The following is a 14,443-nucleotide window of genomic DNA, read 5'->3' as shown; positions in this document are numbered from 1 at the left end:
CTCCATGCAAAAAATGGTAGGAATAACCTACCATTTTTAATATATGAAATTATCCCATTCTTTATAGGAAAATATTTTATTTACGCCTTAACTTTATTACGACGATTCAAACCAAATAATGTCCCTATCCCTACAAGACATGCGCTTAATGCCATCATTGCTACATTATTAGATGCTGTATTTGGTAATTTTTCACCTTGTACAACTGGCTTCGCTACTTCTTTTTTTGCCGCATCATTTTTTGGTTGTACTTGTGCTTCTTCTTTTTTCCTTACTTCATTCTTTTGTTGCTCTTTTATCGCTTCTTCTTTTTTAGCCATATCACTTTTTTCTTGTACTTGTGCCGCTTGCTTTTTCTCTTCTTGACTTTTTTGCTGTTCCTTAATCGCTGCTTCTTTTTTCGCTTTATCTTGTTGCAGTTGCGCTGATTCTTCCTTTGTTACTGTTCCAGTATCCGCACTTGCTACTGAAGAATATCCTACTGTTAAAAGTGCCATTGCACAGATTGGTAATAGTTTCTTTTTCATTTTATTTCTCTCCTTTTATACGTTTTACATCACTTCGCATCGGATGTATCACTAGAATAAACAACAGATATAAATATAAGATGCAGATGAAATATATTTCGTTTAAAGATTTCATTGTAGAAAAAAAGGTTATCCGAAATAATCTTCGGATAACCTTTTTTATTTAATCTACACTTAAAGCCTTCTTGCCCATTTGATTATAAATACTTGCAAAGTGGCTCTTACTCACTTTAACATTTTTCGTTCCATAAAATGGGTCATTATAATACACATAATTATCATCGACACCTGTTAAAACGACCGCATGAGTATTCATTCGCCCATAAATTGTTTTTCCGCCTGGTGTTTTCCATGTTGTAATTGGTCTTGGATTATTTAGTGCTACAGTTACCCAAGTAACAACTGGTTTCCCATTTCGCACATAATTTTCCAGTACTGAAAAATCATTTCCTGTTAAGTTCGTTCCTCTTGCATATTTATCTAACAATCTTTTTAATGGTTCTGGATTAATAGAATATCCTGGCGTATTTCCTGTCACATCACCTACAAATCCTACATCTGGATCTCCCCAAATTTGTGATGATGTTTTATAGTTCTTTAATTTCGTTTGATCAAAAGGCATTTCAAAAGCAAATGCTACTTTATTTAATGAACGACCAATTTGATGTTCCACAAGCATTTGTAAAGAGACTACTTCACAGCCATTGTGTAATTCTGGGAATTGATAAATTGATGGTACGTTCAATATCACTTGACTACGATTAACATTGCCTTCATTAACCCATTTCAAACCATTATTAGTTTGTATCTGAATCCAACCGCCTTCTCCTTCGCCATAAACTTCTACTGTTTGGGGAGAATATTTCCCTGATACACGCGATACAAAACTAGGGCTGTCATATGCAAAAAATACTTTAGATAAATACTTTGTCTCCTTTTTCGTGTCCAACCATTGGTATCCTGCATATGTACTTATTCGAAGCCACGTTCCTCTTTCTTCTACAACAGTTACTGTTTGTGGTCCATAATACGCTAAAATTTTCGCAGAGCGTGACGGAGCATCATAAGTAGTAAAGTCTCTATCAATCTGTACTTTCTTTTCAGTTAGACATACCCATTTATAGCCTAAACTAGTATGAATTTTAATCCAATCGCCTTCTCTTTCTTCAACAACCGTCACTTCTTGCGGAGTATACTCGCCTGAAATACCCGACGATAATGACGATTCATTATATGTAACGAAGTTTTTCGTTATATTTACTTTCTTCTCAGCTAAGTACACCCACTTAAAACCCAGATCCGTATGAATTTTTATCCATCCACCGTCTCTTTCTTCATACACCTTTACTTCTTGTGATGCATACTCATTTGAAATACCTGATGATAATGATGGCTCGTTATACGTAAAGAAACTTTTCGTTATATTTACTTTCTTCTCAGTTAAGCACACCCACTTAAAACCCAGATCCGTATGAATTTTTATCCATCCACCGTCTCTTTCTTCATACACCTTTACTTCTTGTGATGCATACTCATTTGAAATACCTGATGATAATGATGGCCCATTATACGTAAAGAAACTTTTCGTTATATTTACCTTTTTCACTTTTACTTCGCTATCTTTAGATTGATCCGTTACCGCAACAAGTCGCGCTGCCTCAGCACGTGTTATCGATTTGTCAGGTTGCCACTGTTTTCCATCGATACCACTTGATATACCTAATTCTACTAAAATATTAATGAATTTCTCACCCCAATGATCTTTCACATCATTAAATAATGTCGGTAATTCTCCATTAACTTTCGAATCTAATTGATATGCTTGTACAAGCATTGTTGCCATTGCCGCTCTTGTCATTTGACCGTACGGATTAAATTTCCCGTTTCCTTCACCTTTAATAACGCCTGCTTTTTCCACCGCTGCAATGTAGGAAGATGCCCAATTATCTTTCGAATCTATAAAGGTCGGCTTGTCCCCTTCTTTAACTTCTAATCCTAAAACTTTAGCCATAATTGTAGCCGCTTCAGCCCTACTCAATACGTTATTCGGTGAAAATGTTCCATCCGGCATTCCTGTAATTACTTTTTTATTCACTAAATAATTAACCGACTCTTCCGCCCACCCTGGAACATCAGGGAATGATTGTGGCGCTGCTTGTAAATTACTTACTGCCCGTTTTAATTCTACTTCTCTTTTTTCCTGTTCTTCCTTTTGCTTTAATTCAAGTTCTTGTTTTTCTTGCTCTTCTTTTTGCTTTAATTCAAGCTCTTGTTTTTCTTGCTCTTCTTTTTGCTTTAATTCAAGTTCTTGTTTTTCTTGTTCTTCTTTTTGCTTTAATTCAAGTTCTTGTTTTTCTTGCTCTTCTTTTTGCTTTAACTCTATTTGTTGCTGCTCCAATTGTTGCTGCGTTATTCTTAATTCTTCTTGCTGTTTCTTTAATTCCTCTCTCTTTTGTTTCTCTTTTAATTCAGGACTTGTTTCTTCTTGATTATTCTTTTCGTTTTCTTCTAATCGACTCTTCTCTTCAAGCTCTTTCTTCCTTTTTTGTTCCTCTAATTCATTCAAGTTTGTCTCTTCTTGGTTATTCTTTTCTTGTACTTCTAACGGATTCTTCTTTTCAAGTTCTTCTTGCTGTTTCTTTAATTCATCTAATTTTTGCTGAACTTCTTCTAATTTTTCTTTATCTTCACTATCTTGTTTTAGTAATTCTTCTTTTTTCTGTTTTAATTCGTCAACTTTATCAAATAACTCTTCCTGCTGTTTCAAAATATCTTTTCTTTTTTCTAATTCCATTTGTTTCTCTTTTATAGCATTAAATTGTTTTTGCAATTCACTCTGTCTATTACTATGTATACTCTGTAAAGCTTCTATATTATTTCTTGTATTATTTTCAATTTCCGCTAGTGAACTAGAAGGAAACGCTAATAGATTTGTTGTCAATAAACTGGCTACTGCAATTACACTATATTTTTTCATCATACACACCTTTTCTAATTTTACTTCAATTCTATTTCCTACCATATATAAATGTAAGATTCCTCCATAATCATAGCAAATCTTTTCTACGCTAAGGGACTTTTCGTAAAAATAAAAAAAGCATCGTATAATACAATGCTTTTTTTGATGTGTCTCGATATTTATTTGTTACTTTCGCGTGATTGAGAAGTAGAAAGGGCCGGAGTGATAACTAATTGTCTCGGCTCAGTTTTCTTTAAGTGATTTTTGACGTTACACTTACGACGTTGAACAACCCACGCTTTAATAGGATTTGTCAAAATAATCTTTTGCTCTTCGTTAGGGGCCTCTTCTTCCAACCTACAACTTTCGCTCCATTTATTCCATTTCATTGTAAGTTTAGAAGAAGAATGATCGTCTTCTCGATCAAACAAGTGCAAAAAATCCATTTCGCCAGCTAGCATTACGGTGTTGCTAGTTGCTAAAAAAGAAAAGGTCGTCCAACGTTTCTCCATGCCCTCCTACTCCTTTTTCACATATAGAGTGCCTAAAACTTAATTTACCTAAAATATGCTTGCCTTTTACCTTACACTTATAGTTTATCCAAAACACTACTATGCAACTATCGATTTGCCTTACAACTACCTTACATTTTTGTAAGAAACAAAAAACCTTCACTCTCTATACGTGAAGGTTTCTCATTTCTCATCTATATGACCTTTCATATGATCGACTCCAGCTTCTTGTAGCTGTGACATCATACCGTGGGAAATTGCGCCTAATACTAAAGTCATTCCAATTAGTGAAATCCGAATCGCTGGTACATCAATTATGTAAGCCAACATACCAAGAACAATTGTTAAAAGTAATGCTTTTATAAATGTTGCACTTGTATACTCTTTCTTTTTCATCATAATCACCCTTTGTGGAAGCGTTTTCTTAATGTAATCAGTATATCATATCATCTGATTATTTTGTGGGGATTTCTGTAAAAACCTTATATCTTCTTTGACTTTTTTCTTTCTATCCTTTACAGTCGAAATGTTCGCAAGTTTTACACTGTAGGAGGATTCAAATGAAAATTGAAATAAAAGACACTTTAATTTCTGAAGAACAATTACAAGAAAAAGTAAAAGAACTAGCGCTTCAAATCGAACGTGATTTTGAAGGAGAAGAAATCGTTGTAATCGCTGTATTAAAAGGATCTTTCGTATTCGCTGCTGATTTAATTCGTCATATTAAAAACGAAGTAACTATCGACTTTATCTCTGCATCTAGCTACGGAAATCAAACAGAAACAACTGGAAAAGTAAAACTATTAAAAGATATCGATGTAAACATTACTGGAAAAAACGTAATTGTCGTAGAAGACATTATCGATTCTGGTTTAACACTTCACTTCTTAAAAGATCACTTCTTTATGCATAAACCAAAAGCATTGAAATTCTGTACGTTACTTGATAAACCTCAGCGCCGTAAAGTGGACTTAAAAGCTGAATATGTTGGCTTCCAAATTCCAGACGAATTTATCGTTGGCTACGGTATCGACTGCGCAGAAAAATATCGTAACTTACCATTTATCGCTTCAGTTGTAACGGAATAATATAATAAAATAAAGTGAAACTTTAATCAGTGGGTTTTTTTCTCCCACTGATTATTAGTTGAACCAATCGGGCTTTTACGGGCAGTTAATCTCCCACCTGACTTCCTCGTATTCGGCGAAATTTGAGGTGGGAGTCTTACTGCCCGTTAAGCGGGGTAAACTTCCATCAATTACTGATGGAAGTTTATTTTCTATCACGATTCGTAAAAGACAAAGGGAGAGAATAAAAATGACAAAGACAAAATTTGAAAAAGTACTCCTCATCGTAAATCCAAAAGCTGGACAAGGCGACTTACATACAAATTTGGCGAAAATCGTACCACCTCTTGCGGCAACTTTTCCTGACTTACATATCCTCCATACGAAAAAGCAAGGTGATGCAACAAAATATTGCCAGGAGTTTGCTAGTAAAGTAGATTTAATTATCGTCTTTGGTGGTGATGGAACTGTATTTGAATGCACAAACGGCTTAGCCCCTCTTGAAACTAGACCTACACTTGCAATCATTCCAGGAGGAACTTGCAACGACTTCTCTCGCACACTTGGTGTTCCGCAAAATATTGCAGAAGCAGCGAAACTCATTACAAGAGGACATGTAAAACCAATTGATGTCGCGAAAGCAAACGGACAACACTTCTTAAACTTCTGGGGCATTGGACTCGTATCTGAAGTATCAAACAATATCGATGCGGAAGAGAAAGCAAAGCTTGGTAAAATTGGTTACTACTTAAGCACCATTCGAACTGTCAAAAACGCTGAAACATTCCCAGTAAAAATAACTTACGACGGACAAGTATATGAAGACGAAGCTGTCCTTGTTATGGTTGGAAACGGTGAATATCTCGGGGGTATCCCATCCTTTATTCCGAACGTAAAATGTGACGACGGAACACTTGATATTTTCGTAGTCAAATCAACAGGCATTCAAGCCTTTAAAGATTATATCGGAAAGAAACTATTTGAAGACTCAAATGAAAATGACATTTTCCACGTAAAAGCGAAATCCATTCATATCGAAACGAAAGAAGAAAAAGAAGTAGATACAGATGGAGAAAGCTCGCTTCATACACCGTGTCATATTGAATTGTTACAAGGGCACTTTACAATGATTTATAATCCTGCGGTTGTGTAATACAAAAAGACGAGCTAAAGTTTTAACATTTTAACTCGTCTTTTTTATTAGAAAGGCATTTTGATCCACTCTTTAATTTCTAATATAGGTTTTCTTGATCAAACTCCATCCAATTTTTCCAATGTGTATTAGCATTCTTATTTACAATAACACTTGGATCTTTCTTCTCTATTGCAGCGGCTACTGATTGGAAGAATTCATTTTCACTTACTTTCTCTTCTTCAACATGTTGCCACTCTTCCGTTTCATAAGCTACTTCCCAATCACCTTTTAAACCGAACTCTTCTAAAATTTCTTCTTTATCCCACCATAATAACTTTCTAGCTTCGTCATTAGTAGCAAGCATACGCATGAAATATGTTGGATAAGACTCTTTCGTTTTCACTTCTATTCCATTATTCGCATAATCTTCTTCTGTAAATTGATATTCAAAATGATGATCGCGAATTTTTAAACTACCGTTATGAATATCCGGTATAAATTCACCTTCATCATCAAATAATTCATAATCTCCATCTTTTACTTGCAAAATACCGTCATCACCAATTGAATGATTCATTCTATCACCATATACTTGGATATCATTAAATACACCTAATGAACCTACACCGACAACTTGAAACACCATTAACCAATCCTTATCATCTTTAAAGAGAAGAGAGAATTTCACTTGTGAAATATCCATATATTCATTATCAAAGGCAGGAAATTCATACTTACTTTGCTTTTTATCTAATAGCTTTAAAATATCTTCTTGCATATGTATCACCTTTTTCTCAATATAAACATGTTTTAATTTCACTAGAGTATAACATGGATATACTTGCCTGTGACATTCCAATAATACTACTAAAAAATAAAAGAATAGCCTGTTTGCATGCCCTAGTTATTTTTATGTACAATAAAAGAAAGAAGCAACCTGATACAAGGGAGAGAAAAAACTGTGTTCAACCAACAGTTAGTTAATTTACGCATTGATTTTGCATTTAAACAATTGTTTGGTACGAATGGTAGTGAGGATATTCTAATCGCTTTTTTAAACGCGATGTTACAAGAATCTTTAGAGTCACCCATCGCTTCTCTACAACTAGAAGATCCACATGTACATCGGGAATATGAAGAGGATAAGTTATCTATTTTAGACATTTCAGCGACATTAAACACAGGAACAAGAGTAAATGTAGAAATACAGCTCAATAATAATCACGATATGATGAAACGCAGTTTATATTATTGGGGAAAATTATACACATCTCAGTTACAAAAAGGCATGCCATACAGTGCACTTCGTAAAACCATCACCATTAATTTATTGAACTTCCTAATGTTTTTAGATCACAAAGAATTTCATACAACGGGCACATTATGGAATACACAACAACAGAAACTCTTGAGTGATGACATTGAGATTCACATTGTAGAAATTCCAAAATTAATAGAACAATGGCATGAAGAAAAAGTAAATCCGTGGAAAGATCCATTTGTTCGTTGGCTTTTATTGCTTTCAGCAAATGAGGATGAGCAATTAACTAAAACATTGGAGGATATTGCTATGAACCAAGATCCTATTTTACAAAAAGCGATAAATAAATGGGAGCGTATGAGTCAAGATTCTTCTTTCCGCCAAGCCTATGACGCAAGGGAGAAAGTTTTAATGGATGAAGCAGCAAAATTCGCCCACGCAGAGACAGAAGGAATAAAAAGAGGAATGGAACAAGGAATTGAACAAGGGATTGAACAAGGGATAAAAAAGGGGTTCAACAAGGAAAAATTCAAATGATTAAAAGCATGTATGATCTTGGTATACCACTTGAAACGATTGCTAAGGCAAGTAAATTAAGTGTGTATGAGATTGAGCATATTTTAGAACATAAATAGTAATAAAAAAGAGCTTGAATTGTTTCAAGCTCTTTTTTATTAACCTCTTAGCATACTCCTCATTATTTGAAATATCACTAAGATTTTCCAACGGTTTCTTCAAAAGAAAAATCCAGCACCATACAAAGTGGTTCGGAGCTTACTTGAACTAAAATATTAAATTACATTTCGAACAAAAAGGAGCTGCATTCCTTCTTCTAATTTTCTTATCACACTTTGGACAATATACATATCGTTCTTCTATCTTTTCTCGCTCTATCATATGTAAAGATACTATTCTCATACTACACATGATTCCAATTAAAATAAGGCTAACAATGAGTAGCATAACTTCCGCCCCCTCTCTCTATATTTTACCATAAAACAACAAATTCAATTCTCTCATTAAGAATCGAATTCATACTTACAATCCTAACTTTGTCTTCGTCCGTCAGGAGTCATATCTATCATTACTTGCATTTTATCATGTAAAAACTTTCCCTTTGTAAGCATATGCTAGTAGGAACCTTTTAGTAATTTACCTACTTCATTAATAGTTGCTTCTTTTTCCTTATCATCCCTATCGTTTTGACAAAATTACACTTATAGTGTAATTTTACACTATAATAAAAAAGGAGCTGTATGATGAATAAACAAGAATTTATTGAACTAGTCAATTCAAAATTAAAACTCATCCGTGTTGAAAATGATTTATCACAAGATAAAATGTCAGAAATTATTGGTTTATCGAAGAAAACATTAGTGGAAATTGAAAAAGGAAGACGCACTCTAACATGGGCAGGCGCAGTTTGTGTCGTAACACTCTTTGAACAGAGCAATACAGTCCAGATGACATTCGGGGATGATGTGAATGAAATTATAAAAACAATCGCTTTTGCACATTACAATACGAACTTCCCGAAGACTTTAGGAGGAAAAGTATGGTGGCGACAAATAAAAGAGTTAAATGGTTATCAAATACAGCAAAATATATTATCTCAACATTATCGAATTTTAGATAAAGAAGATCGCAGAATATGCCATTCATTCGAATTGGATGAAATTGAAAAGCGATTTATGGAAATGGCAAAAACATCTCAATAAAGTGAAACTTTAATCAGTGGGGATTTTACTGTCCACTGTCCGTTAATGCGGGATAAAATAAATTCCGGAGTGTAATTCAAATGAAGAAACAGATAAATATCACTATTTTAAATACGTTAATCATTAGCACCTTAGTATTAAATTTATTTATTTTCACATCGAGAATGAGCTTTTTACCTTGGTATATTGAAGATGGATGGGGATATTTAGGATTATTATTTACATTCTTTATTTTCTTACTTTGCTTCTTTCAATCTTCGAAGCTTCATAAAGATGGAAAGTTAACTACGCTACAAAAGTTCATTCCACTTGCTTCTGCCGCTCTTTCAATCTTTGTTCTTATCACTCCATCAAGTGATTTTATGACTATATTAGCTAATCTGATCAATACAATCATATTAACAATTTATATAACTGTATTTCAGACAAATCCTAATGTAAGTGATAAGAAGCTAGTACATTAAAAGGGAGAGTTATTCTACAAAATAACTCTCCCTTTTATACTACTCTCAATAAGTGTAAACCTTCATTCTATTTACTTACTCATCACCGTACTTCTTCTTTGCTTATACAAATAAGCACCACTCGCAACAACAAAAACAATTCCACCAAAATACACGCCATACTCTATTGCGATTGCTACAATCCTGTTAATGTGTTGTCCAAATAAAGAACCGAGCACAAAATAAACGAGTGTCCAAACAAATCCTGTCGTATAGGAATACAAAGCATACACCTTAAATGACATGTTATTCATTCCAACTAAATACGGCACAATATGTCTTACAACAGGTATGAAATAACTTGTAACTAACGCATAATGACCATACTTCTCTACCATCTCTTGCGATTTAACAACATATTTTGCTTTTTTCTTTTTCATTAGCTTATCAAGTACTTTCGTACCAAATATTTTCCCTAATATATAACCTAACGATAGCCCAGATACGACACCTAAATATGTTAATAAAAATGCTGGAATGACACTTAATATACCTAGTGAAGAGACAAAACCACCACTCATAACAATCATTTCATCTGGAATTGGCATACCGATAATACCTAACCATAAACAGAAAAATAATGCCCAATAACCGTACTGCTCAATATAGGATAATAATTCATGTAATTCCATTATGCATACGCTCTCCTTAGTTCTTTTTTGCAACTAAAGACGTAGGCTGGCGGAAAATTGAGCCATACTTTTTCTAGTGTAATTTCGGGGAAGAAATGCTGTATAAATCCTTTTTTCACAAGTGAATATTGAAATGTAATAAATTCACCATTCTCATGTATCGCTTCCATCGCATTGTTTAAAATGCGCTTTGAAACTTCTTCTGGTAAAGAAGTGAAAGGCAACCCTGATAAAATGTAATCAATACATTCTATATTGAGCTCTTCCATATACTTCTTTATATTTTCAGCTGAACCGTGTACAACAATGACGTTCTGCTCATCTTTAAATTTTCTCTTTAGCTCTTTGCAAAACACTTCATTAATTTCAATAAGAAGAAATATTGTTTCCTTCTTTTTTCTCTTCATAATCTCTTTCGTAAAAACCCCTGTACCAGGCCCTAACTCTACAATACATTTCGCTTTATTAAAATCAATTACATCTACCATTTTCGTTGCTAATATTTTTGAACTTGGCGCAATTGCACCAGTATGTTTCGGATGTTTAATAAATTCATGTAAGAATGTTATGAGTTGCATATAAATCTCTCCTCATTCGTTCGATAGTTTTTAACTTGTGTCTAAGTATAACTATCGTTTCTTAACAAAAATTGAGGAAGTTTCTTAAGATTTTATTAAGATAAAGGGAAACTTTAATGAAAAATGACTCAAACATATGCGAATAAAACATCTCACTTATTTATCATAAAGAATAATGATCCTACTCAGATTTTGTATAGCACAGCTATTATTTCTATGTTAGAATCCTCTAAGATATTTGGAATTAGTATCAAAATCATTTTTGGAGGCTTTATGAATAATCAAAACGATAACAAATCAAATGCATTGTTTGCAGTTATACAAATAGTGCTACCACTTTTATTACCCATTCTTCTCCCTACATTTGTAATAGTGGGAATGAAAAAATGGATGCCAGATGAAATTCAATATCCAAGCATAATATCATTGCTCACATTATGCATTGGATTTTTTATAGTTGGAATCCTCTTCTCTCTTGTTTTGCGTTTATGTAAATTATCTGAGGAAAAATTAAAGGAATTAGGTTTTTTAGGATTTACACTTTCGGCTGTTAGTACATTTCTAACTTTTTATGTAGGTTACTTTTGGCTAGCAAACCTTAACTTCACATCAGTTGAACTATCACCTCATGCCGTATTAGTTTTCGCAATAGCATGTACATTGCTATTGGAAAGTATCTTTAAAGTAATGGACATGTTTGATAATTCAAATGAAAATCAAGCTAACCTATAGATAAAAAAAGCATTCGACTAACATACTAGTCGAATGCTTTTTTACTAAGATTAAACAACTCCCCTATTATTTCGCACTCACAATCTTATAATAAGAACGAACTGTTAAGAAGTAATATCCAATATAAATAGCGCCGTATACTCCAATACTAATTAGAAGCGGGATCATAATTTCAAATGGTAATATATTTGCTAATCCTTTTAGTGCAAATAAGCTGTGTAAAATACCGATTACTAACGGAATAGCGAAGATAAAGCTCACTTGTTTTGCGATAGCTTTCTTCATCTCTTGCTTCGTTACACCAACTTTATGAAGGACAACGTAACGATCACGATCGGCACTAGCTTCTGTTAACTGCTTGAAGTAAATAATTGAGCCTGTCGCTAATAGGAAGACTAATCCTAAAAATAGTCCGATGAACATCATTAAACCTGTCGTTTCCAGTCCCATTTGGAATCCTGTATAGAAATCGTTAAATGGTTTTAAAACTTCTGATTCACCAGCTGGCATAATGCTTGTTAATTTCGCTGTTAACTCTTTACTATTTCGCTCACCTTTTACATCAATATTTTTTACAGTGCGCGTTTCGTATGCTTGTTTCGCTTGCTCATATGTTTTATCCGGAACAATTACAAACAGTTCATTTAAGTTTGTAATACTTCTATTATTTACACCTTTAATTGTTAGCTCTTTCGATTCATTTCCAACAGGAAATACAGCTGTATTTCCTGTATAAAGAGGACCAAAATCAAGCTTTTCAACATATAGGCTATCATATATAAAAGCTTCATTCGCACTTAAATTTACAGGTTCTACATCTAAGTGTTTCGCAAGTGTATTAAAGCTTGATTGTGAAATAAGCTGGTACTGATTCGTAATATTATAGTGTGTGTTCAGAACTTGATCCGCTCTTTCACCTTTAAATGTTCCTTTCACAGGAATCATTTCAATTTCTGATTCATATGTCACTGGATGATTATTCTTCTCTCCAGCAAGTATTTCATTTACTTTGTTATCTAATGCTTCATCTTTTTTCTCATAAGAATAACTATACGGCGCAGCCACTTTTGATTGCGTGAATGTATTGTAATACATCGTAACTGACGTACCAACCGCTGTTAATGTCACTGCACTTAAAATAGCAATTGTCGCTAGTGACTTTGCATTTCCTTTAATACGATATAGTAACTGCGATGTCGTTACCATATTCATACCGTTATAAAACGCTGACTTATTATTTCTTGCACGTTTCAATACAAACACTGTGAAGAACATGAACAATAAATAAGTCCCTGCTACTGTCGCTAATAAAATGTATAATGCAACGACCATAAAGTCTGCATACATAACTGCTTTCATGTACATTAATGCTAAGAAATAACCTGAACCGATTAAGAACACTGAAATTAATGCCATAATAACTGAGCCTTTTGGCATTGCTTCTCCTTCGCGCTCTGCACGGAAAAGTTCAATTAACTTAAAGCGATAAATTAAACGATATCCTTGAAGTGATGTATATAAAATAATCACAAAGAAAATAATTGCTGTATCAATAATCGCAGCCATCGGTACTTCAAAATGAACATTTAAGTTTAGTCCCATCATACTTACTAATAACTCAAGGAATAATTTTGAAAGAACGCTACCGATTGCAATCCCGATAATTAAAGACATTAATCCCATTAACATATTTTCATAAAAGAGCATTTTACCAATTTGTCTTTTACGAATACCTAGTAAAGAATATAATCCAACTTCTTTTTTACGTTTACGTGTAAAGAATCCGTTCGAATATATAATGAACACTGCTACGAAAATGATAAGCATCACACTGGAAACTTGGAACGCTCCACTAATTTTTTTAGAAGCTTCTGCTGCTTTTTCCATTTGTGAATTGTATTGCAGTGCTTTAAATGTAAAGTAAATGACGATACTAAAAATCATAGATGCAAAATATACAAAGTAGTCTTTAAAGTTCCGCTGTATGTTGCGGAGGGCAATGCTAGATAAGGTCATCAGCCATACCTCCAGAAATAGAAGACATTACATCCACGACTTGTTGGAAGAATTGTTTACGCGTTAATTCCCCGCGATGTAATTCTTTATATAATTCACCATCTTTAATGAAAATAACTCGTTTACAGTAACTTGCCGCAAATGCATCGTGCGTTACCATTAAAATTGTTGAGTTATCATATTCATTTAATGATTTCATACTTTCTAATAAATCTGTTGCTGATTTAGAATCGAGTGCTCCAGTTGGCTCGTCCCCAAAAATCATACTCGGATTTGTAACAATCGCACGCGATGCCGCACAACGCTGTTTCTGTCCACCAGATACTTGATATGGGAACTGACTTAAAATATGATCGATACCGAACTTTTTCGCAATTTCAAGAACACGTCGATCAATTTCATTTGCCTTTACTTTCGATAAAGCAAGAGGTAACGCAATATTCTCTTTCACTGTTAACGTATCTAATAAGTTATAATCTTGGAAAATGAAACCTAAATGATCGCGGCGGAATAACGCCAGCTTATCATCATTCATCTTCACGATATCTTTTCCATCAATTAAAATCTCACCGTTCGTCGCATTATCAATTGTAGAAAGAACATTTAATAGTGTCGTCTTACCAGAACCAGAAGGTCCCATAATTCCAACGAACTCGCCTTCTTTTACTTGTAAGTTAATACCTTTTAACGCTTCAAATTTATTTCCACCCGTGTCATATACTTTTTTAATATTTTTTGCTTCTAACACTGTTTTCATTCCGACATCCCTCATTTCTTCTATTCTCTATTTTCACTATATACAT

15 protein-coding genes and 1 pseudogene are annotated in these 14,443 nt (G+C 33.7%); 6 read left to right on the top strand and 10 right to left on the bottom strand.

Going from position 1 to position 14,443, the window contains the following annotated elements; translation table 11 throughout:
- Positions 1–80: 80 nt before the first annotated feature.
- The 4 genes from BAQ49_RS04770 to BAQ49_RS04755 all read right to left on the bottom strand — a co-directional run bounded on the left by BAQ49_RS04770 (position 81) and on the right by BAQ49_RS04755 (position 4,397).
- A complete protein-coding gene (locus BAQ49_RS04770) occupies positions 81–527 on the bottom strand; it encodes an LPXTG cell wall anchor domain-containing protein (RefSeq protein WP_071744384.1) in 447 nt (148 codons plus the stop codon).
- 163 nt (positions 528–690) lie between these two features.
- Positions 691–3,507, bottom strand: a complete 2,817-nt coding sequence (locus BAQ49_RS04765) for an S-layer homology domain-containing protein (RefSeq protein ID WP_071744468.1) — start codon at positions 3,505–3,507, stop codon at positions 691–693.
- Positions 3,508–3,665: 158 nt separating this feature from the next.
- The gene (locus tag BAQ49_RS04760) at positions 3,666–3,998 is read right to left on the bottom strand and encodes a hypothetical protein (protein WP_071744383.1); all 333 of its coding nucleotides are present in this window, start codon (positions 3,996–3,998) and stop codon (positions 3,666–3,668) included.
- A gap of 183 nt (positions 3,999–4,181) precedes the next feature.
- Complete coding sequence (locus BAQ49_RS04755) at positions 4,182–4,397, bottom strand: hypothetical protein (RefSeq protein WP_071744382.1); 216 nt, start codon at positions 4,395–4,397, stop codon at positions 4,182–4,184.
- Between the two features lie 161 nt (positions 4,398–4,558).
- Between BAQ49_RS04755 and hpt the strand changes: the two genes are divergently transcribed.
- Together hpt and BAQ49_RS04745 are read left to right on the top strand one after the other, a co-directional pair.
- Positions 4,559–5,086 carry a hypoxanthine phosphoribosyltransferase gene (gene hpt, locus BAQ49_RS04750; protein ID WP_071744381.1) on the top strand — a complete coding sequence of 176 codons (528 nt, stop codon included), beginning with the start codon at positions 4,559–4,561 and terminating at the stop codon, positions 5,084–5,086.
- Positions 5,087–5,315: 229 nt separating this feature from the next.
- A complete protein-coding gene (locus BAQ49_RS04745) occupies positions 5,316–6,218 on the top strand; it encodes a diacylglycerol/lipid kinase family protein (RefSeq protein ID WP_071744380.1) in 903 nt (300 codons plus the stop codon).
- A gap of 79 nt (positions 6,219–6,297) precedes the next feature.
- Here the strand turns inward: BAQ49_RS04745 and BAQ49_RS04740 are convergent, their stop codons facing one another.
- Positions 6,298–6,978 (bottom strand): DUF7003 family protein, encoded by a 681-nt coding sequence (locus tag BAQ49_RS04740; protein WP_071744379.1) that lies wholly within the window; start codon positions 6,976–6,978, stop codon positions 6,298–6,300.
- A gap of 183 nt (positions 6,979–7,161) precedes the next feature.
- Here BAQ49_RS04740 and BAQ49_RS04735 point away from each other — a divergent pair.
- A pseudogene (locus BAQ49_RS04735) lies at positions 7,162–8,096 on the top strand (Rpn family recombination-promoting nuclease/putative transposase).
- Positions 8,097–8,244: 148 nt separating this feature from the next.
- Here the strand turns inward: BAQ49_RS04735 and BAQ49_RS04730 are convergent.
- Positions 8,245–8,424 (bottom strand): hypothetical protein, encoded by a 180-nt coding sequence (locus BAQ49_RS04730; protein WP_071744378.1) that lies wholly within the window; start codon positions 8,422–8,424, stop codon positions 8,245–8,247.
- A gap of 296 nt (positions 8,425–8,720) precedes the next feature.
- Here BAQ49_RS04730 and BAQ49_RS04725 point away from each other — a divergent pair, with 296 nt between their 5' ends.
- Together BAQ49_RS04725 and BAQ49_RS04720 are read left to right on the top strand one after the other, a co-directional pair.
- Positions 8,721–9,179, top strand: a complete 459-nt coding sequence (locus BAQ49_RS04725; RefSeq protein ID WP_071744377.1) for a helix-turn-helix transcriptional regulator — start codon at positions 8,721–8,723, stop codon at positions 9,177–9,179.
- Between the two features lie 80 nt (positions 9,180–9,259).
- Positions 9,260–9,643 (top strand): hypothetical protein, encoded by a 384-nt coding sequence (locus BAQ49_RS04720; RefSeq protein WP_071744376.1) that lies wholly within the window; start codon positions 9,260–9,262, stop codon positions 9,641–9,643.
- A gap of 71 nt (positions 9,644–9,714) precedes the next feature.
- Here BAQ49_RS04720 and BAQ49_RS04715 read toward each other — a convergent pair whose 3' ends face one another.
- Together BAQ49_RS04715 and BAQ49_RS04710 are read right to left on the bottom strand one after the other, a co-directional pair.
- Positions 9,715–10,314: a DedA family protein gene (locus BAQ49_RS04715; RefSeq protein WP_071744375.1), complete on the bottom strand. Its 600-nt coding sequence runs from the start codon at positions 10,312–10,314 to the stop codon at positions 9,715–9,717.
- Positions 10,314–10,892, bottom strand: coding sequence for a class I SAM-dependent methyltransferase (locus BAQ49_RS04710; protein ID WP_071744374.1), 579 nt, complete (start codon positions 10,890–10,892; stop codon positions 10,314–10,316). Before BAQ49_RS04710 ends, BAQ49_RS04715 begins: the two co-directional genes overlap by 1 nt.
- Before the next feature lie 273 nt (positions 10,893–11,165).
- On the opposite strand from BAQ49_RS04710, the gene BAQ49_RS04705 reads away from it, so the two are divergent.
- Positions 11,166–11,624 (top strand): epimerase, encoded by a 459-nt coding sequence (locus BAQ49_RS04705; protein WP_071744467.1) that lies wholly within the window; start codon positions 11,166–11,168, stop codon positions 11,622–11,624.
- A gap of 66 nt (positions 11,625–11,690) precedes the next feature.
- Here BAQ49_RS04705 and BAQ49_RS04700 read toward each other — a convergent pair whose 3' ends face one another.
- Both BAQ49_RS04700 and BAQ49_RS04695 read right to left on the bottom strand, forming a co-directional pair.
- Positions 11,691–13,640 (bottom strand): ABC transporter permease, encoded by a 1,950-nt coding sequence (locus BAQ49_RS04700; protein ID WP_071744373.1) that lies wholly within the window; start codon positions 13,638–13,640, stop codon positions 11,691–11,693.
- Positions 13,627–14,397 (bottom strand): ABC transporter ATP-binding protein, encoded by a 771-nt coding sequence (locus tag BAQ49_RS04695; RefSeq protein ID WP_071744372.1) that lies wholly within the window; start codon positions 14,395–14,397, stop codon positions 13,627–13,629. Before BAQ49_RS04695 ends, BAQ49_RS04700 begins: the two co-directional genes overlap by 14 nt.
- Positions 14,398–14,443 lie beyond the last annotated feature (46 nt).

The organism is Bacillus proteolyticus (assembly GCF_001884065.1).
Taxonomy (GTDB): domain Bacteria; phylum Bacillota; class Bacilli; order Bacillales; family Bacillaceae_G; genus Bacillus_A; species Bacillus_A proteolyticus.
This window is presented reverse-complemented; position numbering and strand designations above follow the sequence as displayed.

Bases quoted from the DNA above. Each gene is read 5' to 3' on its own strand.
- BAQ49_RS04765 (WP_071744468.1), bottom strand. From the start codon at position 3,507: ATGATGAAAAAATATAGTGTAATTGCAGTAGCCAGTTTATTGACAACA.
- BAQ49_RS04700 (WP_071744373.1), bottom strand. From the start codon at position 13,640: ATGACCTTATCTAGCATTGCCCTCCGCAACATACAGCGGAACTTTAAA.
- BAQ49_RS04720 (WP_071744376.1), top strand. From the start codon at position 9,260: ATGAAGAAACAGATAAATATCACTATTTTAAATACGTTAATCATTAGC.
- BAQ49_RS04705 (WP_071744467.1), top strand. From the start codon at position 11,166: ATGAATAATCAAAACGATAACAAATCAAATGCATTGTTTGCAGTTATA.
- BAQ49_RS04760 (WP_071744383.1), bottom strand. From the start codon at position 3,998: ATGGAGAAACGTTGGACGACCTTTTCTTTTTTAGCAACTAGCAACACC.
- BAQ49_RS04725 (WP_071744377.1), top strand. From the start codon at position 8,721: ATGAATAAACAAGAATTTATTGAACTAGTCAATTCAAAATTAAAACTC.
- BAQ49_RS04745 (WP_071744380.1), top strand. From the start codon at position 5,316: ATGACAAAGACAAAATTTGAAAAAGTACTCCTCATCGTAAATCCAAAA.
- BAQ49_RS04730 (WP_071744378.1), bottom strand. From the start codon at position 8,424: ATGCTACTCATTGTTAGCCTTATTTTAATTGGAATCATGTGTAGTATG.
- BAQ49_RS04715 (WP_071744375.1), bottom strand. From the start codon at position 10,314: ATGGAATTACATGAATTATTATCCTATATTGAGCAGTACGGTTATTGG.
- BAQ49_RS04710 (WP_071744374.1), bottom strand. From the start codon at position 10,892: ATGCAACTCATAACATTCTTACATGAATTTATTAAACATCCGAAACAT.
- BAQ49_RS04770 (WP_071744384.1), bottom strand. From the start codon at position 527: ATGAAAAAGAAACTATTACCAATCTGTGCAATGGCACTTTTAACAGTA.
- hpt (WP_071744381.1), top strand. From the start codon at position 4,559: ATGAAAATTGAAATAAAAGACACTTTAATTTCTGAAGAACAATTACAA.
- BAQ49_RS04695 (WP_071744372.1), bottom strand. From the start codon at position 14,397: ATGAAAACAGTGTTAGAAGCAAAAAATATTAAAAAAGTATATGACACG.
- BAQ49_RS04755 (WP_071744382.1), bottom strand. From the start codon at position 4,397: ATGATGAAAAAGAAAGAGTATACAAGTGCAACATTTATAAAAGCATTA.
- BAQ49_RS04740 (WP_071744379.1), bottom strand. From the start codon at position 6,978: ATGCAAGAAGATATTTTAAAGCTATTAGATAAAAAGCAAAGTAAGTAT.